The sequence below is a fragment of the Vibrio palustris genome (assembly GCF_024346995.1).
GTDB lineage: Bacteria > Pseudomonadota > Gammaproteobacteria > Enterobacterales > Vibrionaceae > Vibrio > Vibrio palustris.
This window is the reverse complement of record NZ_AP024887.1, coordinates 167,907-182,118: the sequence shown is the minus strand read 5'-3', so window position 1 is coordinate 182,118 and position 14,212 is coordinate 167,907. Positions and strand designations below refer to the sequence as shown.

General features: G+C 35.4%; 12 protein-coding genes. 2 read left to right on the top strand and 10 right to left on the bottom strand.

The features are described 5' to 3' along the window. Positions 1-2,067: an FUSC family protein gene (locus OCU30_RS00820; protein WP_077313787.1), complete on the top strand. Its 2,067-nt coding sequence runs from the start codon at positions 1-3 to the stop codon at positions 2,065-2,067. Positions 2,068-2,331: 264 nt separating this feature from the next. On the opposite strand, the gene galU is transcribed toward OCU30_RS00820, so the two are convergent. Beyond that, positions 2,332-3,156, bottom strand: a complete 825-nt coding sequence (galU, locus tag OCU30_RS00815) for a UTP--glucose-1-phosphate uridylyltransferase GalU (RefSeq protein ID WP_077313789.1) — start codon at positions 3,154-3,156, stop codon at positions 2,332-2,334. A gap of 459 nt (positions 3,157-3,615) precedes the next feature. On the opposite strand from galU, the gene wecA reads away from it, so the two are divergent. Continuing rightward, positions 3,616-4,701 carry a UDP-N-acetylglucosamine--undecaprenyl-phosphate N-acetylglucosaminephosphotransferase gene (gene wecA / locus OCU30_RS00810; RefSeq protein ID WP_077313927.1) on the top strand — a complete coding sequence of 362 codons (1,086 nt, stop codon included), beginning with the start codon at positions 3,616-3,618 and terminating at the stop codon, positions 4,699-4,701. Positions 4,702-4,881: 180 nt separating this feature from the next. Here wecA and OCU30_RS00805 read toward each other — a convergent pair whose 3' ends face one another. From OCU30_RS00805 to OCU30_RS00765, 9 genes are all read right to left on the bottom strand, one after another. Further along, positions 4,882-5,886: an NAD-dependent epimerase gene (locus OCU30_RS00805; protein WP_077313791.1), complete on the bottom strand. Its 1,005-nt coding sequence runs from the start codon at positions 5,884-5,886 to the stop codon at positions 4,882-4,884. A gap of 500 nt (positions 5,887-6,386) precedes the next feature. After that, on the bottom strand, positions 6,387-7,307 hold the full coding sequence (locus tag OCU30_RS00800; protein WP_077313793.1) for a glycosyltransferase family 2 protein: 921 nt from the start codon (positions 7,305-7,307) through the stop codon (positions 6,387-6,389). 1 nt (position 7,308) lies between these two features. After that, a complete protein-coding gene (locus OCU30_RS00795; RefSeq protein ID WP_077313796.1) occupies positions 7,309-8,187 on the bottom strand; it encodes a glycosyltransferase family 2 protein in 879 nt (292 codons plus the stop codon). Then, the gene (locus OCU30_RS00790) at positions 8,184-9,449 is read right to left on the bottom strand and encodes a hypothetical protein (protein ID WP_077313798.1); all 1,266 of its coding nucleotides are present in this window, start codon (positions 9,447-9,449) and stop codon (positions 8,184-8,186) included. Before OCU30_RS00790 ends, OCU30_RS00795 begins: the two co-directional genes overlap by 4 nt. Continuing rightward, the gene (locus OCU30_RS00785; RefSeq protein ID WP_077313800.1) at positions 9,446-10,207 is read right to left on the bottom strand and encodes a glycosyltransferase family 2 protein; all 762 of its coding nucleotides are present in this window, start codon (positions 10,205-10,207) and stop codon (positions 9,446-9,448) included. The genes OCU30_RS00790 and OCU30_RS00785 overlap by 4 nt, the downstream gene beginning before the upstream one ends. Beyond that, positions 10,207-10,680 (bottom strand): serine O-acetyltransferase, encoded by a 474-nt coding sequence (locus OCU30_RS00780; RefSeq protein WP_077313802.1) that lies wholly within the window; start codon positions 10,678-10,680, stop codon positions 10,207-10,209. The genes OCU30_RS00785 and OCU30_RS00780 overlap by 1 nt, the downstream gene beginning before the upstream one ends. Next, positions 10,677-11,939 (bottom strand): oligosaccharide flippase family protein, encoded by a 1,263-nt coding sequence (locus OCU30_RS00775; protein WP_077313804.1) that lies wholly within the window; start codon positions 11,937-11,939, stop codon positions 10,677-10,679. The genes OCU30_RS00780 and OCU30_RS00775 overlap by 4 nt, the downstream gene beginning before the upstream one ends. Beyond that, positions 11,932-12,855, bottom strand: a complete 924-nt coding sequence (murB, locus tag OCU30_RS00770; RefSeq protein WP_077313806.1) for a UDP-N-acetylmuramate dehydrogenase — start codon at positions 12,853-12,855, stop codon at positions 11,932-11,934. Before murB ends, OCU30_RS00775 begins: the two co-directional genes overlap by 8 nt. Positions 12,856-12,928: 73 nt before the next feature. After that, positions 12,929-14,185 (bottom strand): UDP-N-acetylglucosamine 1-carboxyvinyltransferase, encoded by a 1,257-nt coding sequence (locus OCU30_RS00765; RefSeq protein WP_077313808.1) that lies wholly within the window; start codon positions 14,183-14,185, stop codon positions 12,929-12,931. Positions 14,186-14,212: the final 27 nt, after the last annotated feature.

Genomic DNA, 14,212 nt, shown 5'->3' with positions numbered 1-14,212 from the left:
ATGCAGGCGTTGTTTAACAGTATTTTTTTTCCCAATTCGCATGCTGTCAGGTTTGCGCTCAAAGGCGTCATTGCAATGGCGCTTTCCCTCTACCTTGCCATGTTCCTAAACCTTGACCGGCCCTACTGGGCACTCGTGGGGGCGATCTTTCTGCAAATCCGTCCAGAAAGCGGACTCGTGATTGAAAAAGGGCTTTATCAGATATTAGGAACAATGGTCGGGGGAGCCTTTGCTATTGTGCTTTTAGAGCATTTTTCCGCGTATCCTTATATTGCGTTAGGTAGCTTAGCTCTCTGGTTAGGCATTAATTCTGGGCTCTCAGCATTAGTGCGGCGCGTCAACTTGATTTATGCCTTTGCCATGGCGGGTATGACAGCATGTCTCATTGTTCTTTTGGTAATGATCCAGCCATCACAAGCCAGTAGTACCGCCATTTTTGCGATGGCTCAAGCCCGCATGAGTGAGATCATTGTCGGAGTAATATGCGCTGCTTTAGTCAGTACCTTAATCTGGCCGATTAGTGTCAGTTCTGTATTGCAAGGTCACGCACGCACCACAATTAATCAAGCGCTGCATTATTTAGCGATTGAACTTGATCCTAATGAAACCCATGAAGCACGCCACCAAGCCATTGATGGTATTTTAGAATCACTGACCGCACTGAATGACGACTCGACCGCCGTCACCTATGAAGGCCCTTTTGGCCCCGGGCGAAGCCGAGCATCAAATTTGCTTTCCAATAAAACATTATCCTTATTATCCCTGATCCAGATTTTCGGGCGATTACAGCGTAATCACCCAGAGTTAATTTCGGAGAACTTATCAGGCATTATAAAAAATATGCACAGCTATTTTGTGCAAATTTATCACGCGGATAATTTTGAGGCATGCCACCAGCTGGTACAAAAAATGCGACGTGAGCAAGTTTATTACTCCAATGCTTCTACGGATAAATCAGCTTTAGAGGTTCGGTTACTGAAAATTGCTTTAGAGCTCACCGCTGATTTAGTGGTGATATTAAAAAGTTATGACTCACTTACCAGCGAGCGTAAGGTTCTACTCAATGCCCCGCGTATTAAACCTCACCATGATCCATTAGTCGGCCTAACAACGGGGTTACGCAGTGCCATTATGTTCTTAGTGGGTGCCGGGTTATGGATTGGTACAGGCTCCAGTGCCGTATTAATGATGATGATCTTGCCAGTGGTGTTTTCTATCATGATGGCGCGCTTGCCTATGATGATTTTAACGCTCGTCTTACGGCGTATTCTGGTCGGGATTTGCATTGCACTGCCTTTGGCAATTTTTTATGCGTTGCCCTTATTGGCAGAAAGTACTGGGGATTTTGAATTATTGGTTCTTGTATTGGCAGCGCCCTACTTTGTTGGGTTACTTGCCTTATCAAACCGGCCTACTTTACCGTATGGGCTAGGTATTTTGATTCCTTTCACCATTTTTGTCCGGCCCAGCCCTGGTATGAGCCGGTCATTTCAAATCGACTCTACCGTAAGCTACGCCTTAGCGATTTTTGTCGGTGTCAGCTTACTTTACTGGCTATTTAAACTGATCACAGGGCCAAGTTTGCAGTTAATGATGAACCGCCTCATAACCAATACCTATAAAGACTTGGTGAACTTACCGCAGCAGTCCAAAGGCGATATTTGGTTTAACTCGCGCATGGGGGATCGCCTACTGCGCATTTCAACCTATGAAAAAGGCATGAAAACGACGCGAAACATCACAGATCTATCATTAACGGCGTTGAACATCGGCCATGTGTCACTGCGCTTAAGAAAAGTGATCCAAAATAACTGTGGTCATCGTTTTGATGACGATCTGAACACACTACAACGTGCGCTAGCCGATGCGTTTTACCATTGTTACCAGGGCTTACATACCAGTGCATTTACTGAAGCCACCGAGTATCTATTTAGTAAATTACCGCAAGAAGCCTTCCCTGAAGAACAATATGAACTGATCCGCGGTAGCTTTGAGCGCCTTTCACTGACACTTGCGAGAACTTCTGAAAGTATTGCCCAAGAAGCCAATCCACCAGAAAATGCCTAAGCCCAGCGACTTAGTTTACGAGTCTCTACCGCGAATAACCATTCTATTCTATCCTCCCCCTTTTGGGGGAGTTAGAGGGGATTCCATCACTTGACTTACCATCGGCGAATCTAAAATCACCGCTAACTCCTGATTCAATCTCTCTTCAACAATGAAACGTTCACTATCAAACAAGATTGCTTGTATACGCTTAACCTAAAGGAAAAAATCAAAAAAGGAGCCCAAAGGCTCCTTTATATCGCGACAACACATGTTTCTTCGCGACTATTTATTATATACATTCTCGTAGCAGTAGTTGATCGCGTCAATATAGCCTTCAACACTACCACAATCAAAACGTTCGCCTTTGAATTTATAGGCCAGCACGCAACCTGTTTTCGCTTGCTTCAAAAGTGCATCAGTAATTTGGATTTCACCACCTTTGCCTGGTTCTGTCTCTTCAATCAAATCAAAAATATCAGGAGTCATGATATAACGACCAATAATCGCCAGGTTACTTGGCGCTGAGCCCGGATCTGGTTTCTCAACCATGTCATCTACACGGTAGATGTTATCTTTAATCATTTCACCTGAAATCACACCATACTTGTGCGTTTCTGACTCTGGCACTTCTTGTACCGCGACAATGGTGCAACGGAACTGGTTATACAACGCCGACATTTGCGCTAGCACACCTTGATCACCGTTAACACATAAATCGTCTGCTAATACTACCGCGAATGGATTATCACCGACTAAAGGTTTACCGGTAAGAATAGCATGCCCTAGACCTTTCATTTCACGCTGGCGAATATACGTAAAATTGGCTGAATTCATTAACCCGCGAATATCGCCTAGTAGCTCTTCTTTCTTGGTACCAGCAATCTGTTGTTCTAGCTCAAAGTTCATATCGAAGTGATCCATGATGGCGTGTTTACCACGACCAGTCACAATACACATATCGGTCATACCTGCATGAATCGCTTCATCAACACCGTACTCAATCAATGGTTTATTTACCACTGGCATCATTTCTTTGGGCATAGACTTAGTCGCAGGAAGAAAACGAGTACCGTAGCCCGCGGCTGGGAAAAGACACTTCTTAATCATTATTTTTTACCTTAATTCTGACGTTGAGGCATTATTACCAATAATATTTAGCAAAACAAATATTTCTCGTCATATTTTTGCGAATTTTAAAATAATTCCGTCAGGCTTCATGACTAAAAATAAAGTGCCACAACACCACTAACTAAGTTTGGATGCAATATCACATCTTGTTTTTTTCACACATAATGATGACATTTCTTCACCTAACGCAATTACTCTAATTAGGTAGGCGGCATTATTGAAACGTCAGAAAATGCTATAATTCGCTTAAAGAGAAAGGAATGCTAAAATCTGAGAATTTTCTCAAATTTGAGAATTAATCTGCCATAAAGCAGATCTCATAGGATAAAAATGCGGCAGACTTCCTTCTTTTTATTAATCAATATAGAATACGGCCTACTACAAAAGGGGCAGATAAAGCCCATTGATTAACACTAATAACTCATGTTGGCTAAAATTATGATTATGGAAATGGTGATAGTATTCTTTTTATCATTCGCCTCTTTGTTTATCACAAGGAAGATTGCTAAAAAGGTTGGATTGGTAGATAAACCAGACTTTCGCAAACGTCACAAAGGTGCCGTCCCTCTCGTCGGTGGGGTATCACTCTACATAGTGACGGCGTTATATTTATTCTTTAACCCACACTCGCTCGCTCATACCGGTCTATATTTCTTTTCCATCACCAGTTTGATTGTGGTGGGCGTGTTAGATGATAAATTTGATATCAGCTTTAAAGTGCGCTTAGGTGTACAAGCTGGCTTGGCTATTTTGCTCATGGCGCAGACTGGCCTAGGACTCGATCACCTTGGTAACTTATTAGGCAATGGTGATATCAAATTAAGTTACGCCGGTTATGTGTTTACAGTGTTCGCGGTCATTGGCGCGATTAACGCATTCAATATGGTCGATGGCATTGATGGGCTGTTGGGCGGCTTATCTGTGGTGACGTTTAGTGCTTTGGCAGTTATGTTAACCTTATCAGGACAACATTGGGCCGTGGGTTTATGTATGTCGTTCATCGTCGCTATGATCCCTTATATTTGCATGAATTTAGGCATTTTAGGACGCACGCGTAAAGTCTTTATGGGCGATGCCGGAAGCATGATGATTGGTATGACCGTCATTTGGCTTCTCATTGGCGCCAGCCAAGAAAGTGGCCACGCCCTTATGCGACCAATTACCGCCGTATGGATTATTGCGATTCCACTCATGGACATGGCAGCGATTATGATGCGCCGTATGCGCCGCGGCCATTCGCCATTTAAACCAGACCGTGAGCACTTACACCATATTTGTCAACGACTTGGTCTTTCACCGCATCAAACATTAGCTGTGATTTGTTTGATAGCCACTGTGTTTGCAGGCTTTGGAATTTATGGTGAAATTGCCCAGGTGAGTGAAACAATTATGTTTGTTACGTTTGTTGCTTGCTTCCTAGTTTATGCACTCACACTCGCCTACATATGGCGGATCACCGCTTTTGTAAAGCGCCTAAAAGGTAAAGAAAAAGAAGTGTATATCGAAAGCCAACAAGGTATGTAATTTTTCGTATTATCTAATAAAAACGCCCCATCCTAGGATGGGGCGTTTTTATATAATACCATGGAGTTTCATATCTTCAGCACAAATAAAATAGCCAAACTCCCTTCGAGTTTGGCTATTAAGATATAAAAGCAACGTAAATGTGTAATACCCGTATATAGTATTAATTACCGAGTCTGTTTACTTATTGTAAAACTCACGATACCACTGCACGAACTCAGCAACACCTTCTTTCACCGTCATTTTAGGGGTATAACCTGTAACAGCAAATAAATCTTGGGTATCTGCATAGGTTTGGTATACGTCCCCAGGCTGCATTTCACGGAAGTTTTTCTGCGCTTCAATACCTAACTCATCTTCTATCGCTTTCACAAAATCCATCAGGTTAATTGGAGAACCATGGCCAATATTATAAATCGCGTATGGAGCCGAGCTTGATGCTGGTGAGCCTTCCTCTACTGTCCAAGAAGAATTACGTGTTGGTACCACATCGGCAATACGTACTACGCCTTCAACAATATCTTCCACGTGAGTAAAATCACGCCACATATCGCCATTGTTATTGATATCAATGACATCACCATCCAGAATCTTCTTAGTAAAGATAAACGGTGCCATATCAGGACGCCCCCATGAACCATATACTGTAAAGAAACGTAGGCCTGTGGTAGGAATGTCGTATAGATGTGAGTAACTATGCGCCATGAGTTCATTAGACTTCTTAGTGGCGGCGTACAAAGATACAGGGTGATCCACCGAGTCTGACGTTGCAAACGGCGTTTTCGCATTCAATCCATAAACTGAGCTTGATGACGCATACACCAAATGCTTCACTTGATTATGACGGCAGCCTTCTAAAATATTTAAATGTCCGACTAAGTTTGAATCAGCGTACGCATGCGGGTTTTCGATCGAGTAGCGAACGCCAGCTTGTGCAGCAAGATGTATTACCTTATCAAACTGTTCAGAGGCAAATAAACTCGCAACACTATCACGATCCGCGATATCTAACCGCACCAATTTAAAATTAGGGTTTTGAATACGCGCTAGCCGTGCTTCTTTCAACGCTACATCGTAATAGTCATTTAGGTTATCGATACCAACAACTTGATGACCATTCTTGGTTAACTGCTCGACAACGACACTACCAATAAAACCAGCCGCTCCCGTTACTAAATACTTCATATCTATTCCTTAGTCTAAACTCAATATATCGTGTTTTTAACTTTCTTTTTAAACCATGCCAACTTTAGAGCCTACGGAGACACATGAATATCTCGTGCGCTCAAGGATTACGAATACTTATTCCATATCGTCATCCGTAATACGATACATTTTTTATGTTGAATGTACCCTTTCCTACTTAATTCCTATAGACTTACGCAATACAAGTCGATAATTTAACAGTTTGCATACTTAATATTTTTCTTACATTAAGCTCAATTTTCCATACACTTTTTCTGCATTGACTTACGCTTGCAGATACCTTAAATTTTCAAACCTTGAGTCACCTAGTTACAAGCATTCTATGCTAATAACACATTCTATTTATAGTGTTCAAAAACAGGAATTAACTGATTACTTTAGTTATTTATCTATAATTAACCAAGAAATGAACAACAAACATGAATATATTAACTTAAATAATAAACTAATTATTAATCAGCCTTGCTATAGGTTAAAAACTAAACTTTATTCTTACCAAATATTTTTGACAAAAGACTACGAAATGGATAAAGAACAGGAACTGACAGTCGTAATATATAATTAAATGAATTGCTCGGACAATAAGTTAAAAAATCTTTACCTTCTAAAATCGATTTTTTCCACAGTTTAATTAAAGATTTACTATTAATAGTAAATTCTAATAAAGACGCCGTTCCATTACTATCTAAAGGATCTTTATCATGATTAAGTCTTTTAGTATGACAATACTTAGCAAACTCAGAAAATAGCAATTGATGATACAATTTATGTGCGTTGCTGTTTACAGAGCCATCGACATTAACCATTCTTTTATAGAAAGTTTGTTTTAAAGTATGAAACTTACAGACAGAGCTCATTCTTAACCATAAATCATAATCTTGTGAATACTTAAACTCCTTTCTATAACCACCTACTTGATCATAAAAAGACTTTGTAAACATCACTTCACCATGGGTATAAATATTATATGATAATAGCTTAGTACTAACATCACCATCTATATCATGCCCGAACGTGGAAATATTATCCTTTGTTACCATGTCGGTAAAATGACAATAGCAACCAACAACACCGTAGTCTGGGTTAGATTCTAAGAACTCTAATTGATGTTTTAATCGACCAGGTAAAGAAACATCACCAGAACCATGGATAGCTACAAATTCGGAATCTGAATTTTCGATCACGTTGATAATAGTTTTTGTAAAACCCATATTTTTTTGAGTAATAACTTTTACATTATTTCTTTCGAATTCTTTTAACCGAATATATGTATCATCTGTCGAACCATCATCAACTAATAATAGTTGCATGTTATCTGATAATTGTTCAACAACAGAATCAATAGATTCTTGTATATAATCCTGGCGATTGTGATATATGGAAACAACTGTAAGCTTCATATTAATACCAAATAAATCCTTTCACTTTATTAACATAATCAAAGAAGTACTGAGAAAACTTTTGATTTTGCTCATCGTTGAATACTTCTTTTAACCCTTTAATAAGAATATTAAAATCTTTCGTTGTTTTTAATAAAAACAAGCCCCGGACTATTAAACAAGATATATAATACCTTTTAGGAAAATAGCGCTTTGCCATAATTGAACGATTAACAAAAGCTTGATAACTGACTTGTTTATTAGAAAATCGTCCATCAGGAGAACGTTTATGTCTAACTACGCAATTCGAAAGATATTTAATTTCACCACCAAGATTAATAATTCTAAAACCTAGATCAACTTCTTCAAATCCATAAAGTCCAAAATCATCAGCATAATTGCCAGCTTCTAGAGCCTTATCAACTCTTAATGCATGACCGGCTCCAATCATAATGTAAGTATAGAAATCTTGTGACATATCTATATCTTTATCTTTATGTGGTATTTCAAAGCGATTATGTGTATCTATTGAGTGATCGATAATATTGAAAGAAATTCCAAATGTTTTTTTGTTATTATCAAATTCTGTAACAACATGGTTAATTGTACCATCTATATCTGGAATACAAACATCATCATCATATAAAATAATATATTGAGTTTGACAATTATCTAATATTACTTTACGCCCACTAGATACGCCATAGTTCTTTTTATGCCAAATATATTTTAATTTTATATTATCATTTGTTAGACTATTTTTTATTTCGTCTAATACATCTAAACTTTCATTATTGTTTAATATAATAAGTTCGATATCATGTTCTGTTTTATTAATGTCATTGATAGTTGATAAAAGCAGATCAGTTCGTTTATATGTTAAGATTCCTATAGAAATCATACAGTGACTCCATTTTTATGTTTATATCTAATCGCACTCAAAATCCCTAAAGAAGCATAAAATATGAAACCAGTACGAGTTTGATCATTGACGGCAGAAGAAAAATAACTAAAGCCCAAAGAAATGTAATACATTGACAATCCTAAATATATTGCAGATAAGGATTTCATTTGATTTTTAATATAAAACTTTGAAATTTTCAAAGAATTAACTATTCCAAATATAATCATGGAAAAGTGTAAAATAATACCTAACAGCCCAACTCTCAGTAGATACATTGCATAAAAAGATTCAGGGTAAACTACGTCTTTACCTATCATTATACCAAGTAAAGGTAAAGGTGACTGTAATCTTATTACTTCTAACATCTGATCATAACGGTTACCAATCGAAGGTGTAGAGTAAATCAAACCATCAAGGTCATCTAAACTAAAATTATCAAAGACAACTTTTAAGCCACTATAGAGGTATCCGTACTGATGAATAAAAAAGTCATCAATATCTGACCAAAATATTACTATTAAAGAGACAAAAGAGCCTATGACTATTAAAGAAGTTTTTCTCCCTTTTATCCATAAAGAAAATATAGAAAGGATAAGAAAACATAACAATGTCAAAGAAAGTGATAATAAAGTGGTCCTGCTTTGAGTTGAAATTATACCAATCAAAACTAAAATCATAATAGTGAAATGTTTTATTTTCTTATTTGTAAAAAAAACAAGAAACATATTTATGAAAAATGGTAAAATCAAGAAAGAACCAAGAGTGTATGGGCTTATAAAAGAGCCTACAGCTTTAAACTGTACACCACCTCTAAGATCTTTATATAAATAATGAAAGATAGTATTAAAAATACCAACTCTAGCTTCTAATATAACTAATATAACTAATATGATGACGGAAAGTAAAAAATCAAATATCAAATTTTCATGTGTTTCTTTTGTTAAAATATTCTTCTTGAAAAATTTATAAGAAAAATAATAAAAAGATAAAAAATAAAAAGGTTTAGCTAATTCAAATATATCGCCTAGTGTGGAAGAATTAGCACTTCTTAATAAGGAAATACTGAGCAGAAGTAAGAACAAAAAGCTTACTACCATTGGTAGAATTTTAACTTTTCCCTCTTTTACTACTGCATAATAAGAACAAAACACAAAAAGCATTATAGTAAATATTTGTTCTACAGCTAAACCAACAAATGTTATAAACTGTGGAAAGAAAAATAATAATAGAAAAAAGTTTGTATAATGCTTATTATTCATAATTTATGCTTAATTAGTCCATTGAAAACATAATGTGTTACTTTATACATAGCATTTAAAAGACTCAAATTTGCGACTTTTCTTAAAACAAAGAATTGTTTATATACTTCTTTAAATTTATTAGAAGATAAACTCGAATCTTGTACATTATAAACAGCCAAAACCTGACCAACATTGTATGCTTTTAAATCAGAATTTTTTAATATACTTAACCATAATGCATAATCTTCTTTTGGAGTATCTGGAACTATAATATCATCTATGCTCTGTTTATCTAAGATCACTGTTAGGCAGCCAATATCGCATGTTTTTGTTAATCCATTAAAGTCAACGACATCACGTGCGATAAATTCCTTTTGTTGATTATGTTTCTTCATATAATAGTTCGAAAAGCAAAATCCAACGTTCTTGCTTTTCATGAAAGAGATTTGCACATCAATCTTATTTGGTAACCAGGTATCATCACTATCTAAAAAGGCAATATAACGACCGTTAGCATAGTCTATTCCTGACTGCCTAGCTCCTCTAGCGCCTTTTTTATAATGGTTATCAATAAGTTTTATTTCTATCTCAATATTTTTATCGGATAAAAATTCATTCACTAAAAATCTCGTATTGTCTTGAGACCCATCATCAATAATTACTAACTCGATAGTTTTATAAGTTTGTTCAACAACAGACTCAATCGACTTAATAATAGTGTCTGCCGAATTGAATGCTGGCATAATTACAGACACTAGTTCATCACTATTTGGCATCACTGTGATTCATCCTTGGAATTAATGGTATATACTGAATTAGATTTCAGATCTTTATTTAATACGGTATTGGCCCCAATAATACAATTAGCACCAATATTGATGTTACCAACTATAACTGCACCAGAAAATATCGTTGTATTATGTCCTATTTTAGGATAGAACCCCTTCAATGCATCTCCAGATTTAGCAGCTCCTATTGTAACATTTTGATATATAACTGCATTATCAGCGATCTCGACGCCTTCACCGATAACAACACCGACTGGGTGTCTAAAGCTTATATTTTTACCAATATTTGCTTTTCTCGATATATAACACCCGTATTTTAAAGAAAATCGTTTCTCTAAAATACGAGAAATAATTACATGCTTTCTTTGATAAAGACCTATATATCTATACAATTCATCTTCAATTTTTACATTGAATAGTATTTTACCTATTAATGCTTTAAGCTTATATATTAAACTCATCTTATATCACTTATTTTTATTTTGAAAAAATCAAACCACGTATTTCCTGATTCTCTCTTAAAAATACTTGCTATTAGTAACGCCATAACTGTATAACTAATAGTCGAAGCAATAGCGGCACCAAAAGAACCATACTTTGGAATCAGCATCGCATTTAATAAAATATTAATTAATACTGAAAAAGTCATTGCAATTATTGCTGGTTGAGGTCGACCTGTACCCGCAAAATAAGCATTTAATGTTTTGAAAAAAGAAGCTAGGACAAGTCCAGGGGCTAATAATATAAGAATATTAGTCAAATCCTGATATTGCATACCAAAGACGATTACGCTAAAGAACGAAGATAGTAATAGAACAAAGACAATACAAATTAAAGTAAGCCAAAAGATGACTCTAGATGTCTTAATTAACGTATCATGCATTCTTTTTTTCTGTTTATCATTGGCACTTCGAGACATCAACACTGTTAAAGCAGCAGTAGGTAATTGCCAAACCATCTCTGCAATTTGGACAGCAACAGAGTATTGTCCAACCTGACTTTCCGTAGATAACTTTTTCAAAAATATCACGTCAACCTTATAGTTGATTTGAATCAAAAAGTATGCAACGGCAAATAAAAAGCCAATCTTTAGCATTTTAAATAGTAGTTCCGAGCTAAAAATCAAATCTTCTTTTATTAGTTTTTTTCGAATATTAAACTCACAATAAACAACAGATATAAACAATCCAATGCAAACGGAAAATAATGCAACTTCTATATTTATAATTTCAAAGTAATAAAAAGAAATTAGAATAATAAAAACTATTAGTTTATTGAGCCAAGTTGAAATATTAAATGTTTTAATATCTTCTAGGCCAAGAAAAAAACCGCGATAGGAATTATATTTGACACTCAGAGGCACAATTAAAGATGAGAGAACTAAAAACTGTATCGAGTATTCATTAAGATATAGACCATATAAAATAAAGAAACAGAGAATAAACCCTATAAAACCTGATATATAATTAAATAGATCTACAGTTTTGAACACTTTCGATATATTATATTCTCCACTACCAATTAGACTAATAGAAGCTTGCCTTACACCTCCCTCAGAAAGAGCAATTATAATATAGGGAACAACAAGTAGTGCAGCGTATATTCCTCTATTTTGAGCTCCTAATCCTTTCGCTAATATATAGAGAGAAAATGCAGCGATAATTAGTGAAAAAATATTAGATATAAAAACAGAACATATTTTTTTATAAAGTTCATTCATCAATATTAACCAAGTGCAAAGGAGTTAAATATCCATTTTTATTGACGAATAATCCTTCTGACTCTAATTCAATTCCAGAAATCAACCTCGCTTTATCATTAATTTCTTTTACTAAAAATAAAATATCATTACTATTAGCGCCGCCAATATTTACAATAAAATTAGCATGGATATCAGAAATTTGAGCTTTATTTTTCTTTAAACCTTTCAATCCCAAGTCTTCTATGATTTTTCCAGGGGGGCCAACCGTCTTATAATTAACAGGGTTACTTATAAAAACCGATCCACAACTAGGCTGCTTTCTTGGGAATTTTTTTCTTCTATCTCTCAATATTTGTAAATTTTCTTTTCGTATTTTTTTACTATCATCTAAAGATAATTTTAATTCTACAGATAAGATCAATTCATCAGGTATTTTCTGAAAAATACTTTTCCTATATGAAAATTCGCATTGTTCACGATTTCTTTCTATAATATTTCCATCGTTATCTATAGAGGTAACTGACACAATATTTTCCGAAATGGTTTTGCGTTTGCTTCCACCATTCATGTAAATTAAACCACCAATCGTCGCCGGTATTCCCACTATATGCTCTAAACCAGATAAGCCTAGTTGCTGTGCTTTTCTTGCTAGTGAATAGCAAGGCGTACTAGCACCAACTATTAGATTACTATCTTGCTTTTTGATAGAAAAAAAAGATTGGCCCAGCCTTAATAGTGCGATATTTAGATCTACTGAATCAAATAAAAGATTACTTGTTTTTCCAATCACTAACGCTTTAATATTTTTTTCTTTAATAAAACTTAAGCTCTTGGAATAATCTTCAATATTTTCAATATCGATTAGATATTTCGCTTTACCGCCAACTTTCCAGTTAGATATCAATGATAAATCGACATTTTCATAAATGTTCATATAATAAAACCCATTACGATTTAAATATTAAACAATGGCGATATTCTTAATAGAATATCGCCATTATTAATAATTAAACTTCTTCTGTTACATTAGCACCTAGAGACTGCAACTTTTCAATAATCTGGTTATAGCCTCTCTTAATTTGCCATGCATCATGAATTGTGGTTTCTCCGTCTTTAGCCACCATTCCTAACATTAACAGCGCGATACCAGCTCTTAAATCAAGTGCTTTAACTTCTGCCGGAATAATATTATCAGAACCTGTGATAGCAAATAAATCGCCTTGGACTGAAGTTTCAATATTCATTTTATTCATTTCTTCCCCATATGCGTAGCGACCAGGAAAACGTAAATCAATAATATGACTTGTTCCTTTACATAAAGACGCAAATGCGGCAAATAGAGGCTGCATATCTGAATTGATACCAGGATATGGTCCAGTGCTGATTTCTACTGGATAGCAGTTACCTTTAGCAACAATCGCACTATTTTTATTACGATATAGATTTACGCCACTTTCTCGAAGATGGATAAGTGGGACTTCTAAATCTTCAAATGGAAAATTATCTATACGTATTTCACTGTTAGTCATGGTAGCAAGAATAGCCCAAGTTAATGCTTCCATATTATCCGGCATAACATCATGTACAGCCTTACCTAGAGATGGAACACCTTCAACTTCAATTCTTTCTTGACCATAGATTTTAATTTTAGCGCCAGCTTTATTTAAAAAGTGTGCTAAATCTATTATTTCAGGACGAATATGTGGATTGTATATTCGAGTTTTACCGTCTGCCAAGCAAGAAGCTAATATAGCATTTTCGGTTGCACCAGTTGACCGCATACGTAAAGTTATATCTGTACCTTTAAGTCTATGATCAGACTTAGCGACTAAGTAATCTCCATCTTCATATACTTGGGCACCTAATGATTCTAAAACATGTACATGAATATCATACTTACGTTCACCTAGCTTACAGCCTCCAGGTAAAGGTACTCGACCAAATCCGTATTTAGCAACAGATGCCCCCAAAATTAAAAGAGTATTTCGGATTGAACGATCGTGCCATTCTAAGTTTGTATTTAGATCACCATCTTGTTTAATCACAACTTTATCATCATCATGATTAATAGTTTTACCTAAATAAGACAACATATCTTCATGGATTTTTACATCTAAAAGTTCACTTGGATAGTTGTTTAATACAATATCCTCATCAAATAAAATTGTTGCTGCTAGCAATCTAAGTACACTATTTTTGGCACCACTAACCTTAACTGAACCGCTTAACTGACTTTTTTTAACTTTAATTTTTGAGTTATACATTTTACCCTAACCTTTAATTTCTATAAT

Excerpts from the sequence above, each read along its gene's own strand:
- OCU30_RS00820 (WP_077313787.1), top strand. The coding sequence starts at position 1 with ATGCAGGCGTTGTTTAACAGTATTTTTTTTCCCAATTCGCATGCTGTC.
- galU (WP_077313789.1), bottom strand. The coding sequence starts at position 3,156 with ATGATTAAGAAGTGTCTTTTCCCAGCCGCGGGCTACGGTACTCGTTTT.
- wecA (WP_077313927.1), top strand. The coding sequence starts at position 3,616 with ATGATTATGGAAATGGTGATAGTATTCTTTTTATCATTCGCCTCTTTG.
- OCU30_RS00805 (WP_077313791.1), bottom strand. The coding sequence starts at position 5,886 with ATGAAGTATTTAGTAACGGGAGCGGCTGGTTTTATTGGTAGTGTCGTT.
- OCU30_RS00800 (WP_077313793.1), bottom strand. The coding sequence starts at position 7,307 with ATGAAGCTTACAGTTGTTTCCATATATCACAATCGCCAGGATTATATA.
- OCU30_RS00795 (WP_077313796.1), bottom strand. The coding sequence starts at position 8,187 with ATGATTTCTATAGGAATCTTAACATATAAACGAACTGATCTGCTTTTA.
- OCU30_RS00790 (WP_077313798.1), bottom strand. The coding sequence starts at position 9,449 with ATGAATAATAAGCATTATACAAACTTTTTTCTATTATTATTTTTCTTT.
- OCU30_RS00785 (WP_077313800.1), bottom strand. The coding sequence starts at position 10,207 with ATGCCAAATAGTGATGAACTAGTGTCTGTAATTATGCCAGCATTCAAT.
- OCU30_RS00780 (WP_077313802.1), bottom strand. The coding sequence starts at position 10,680 with ATGAGTTTAATATATAAGCTTAAAGCATTAATAGGTAAAATACTATTC.
- OCU30_RS00775 (WP_077313804.1), bottom strand. The coding sequence starts at position 11,939 with ATGAATGAACTTTATAAAAAAATATGTTCTGTTTTTATATCTAATATT.
- murB (WP_077313806.1), bottom strand. The coding sequence starts at position 12,855 with ATGAACATTTATGAAAATGTCGATTTATCATTGATATCTAACTGGAAA.
- OCU30_RS00765 (WP_077313808.1), bottom strand. The coding sequence starts at position 14,185 with ATGTATAACTCAAAAATTAAAGTTAAAAAAAGTCAGTTAAGCGGTTCA.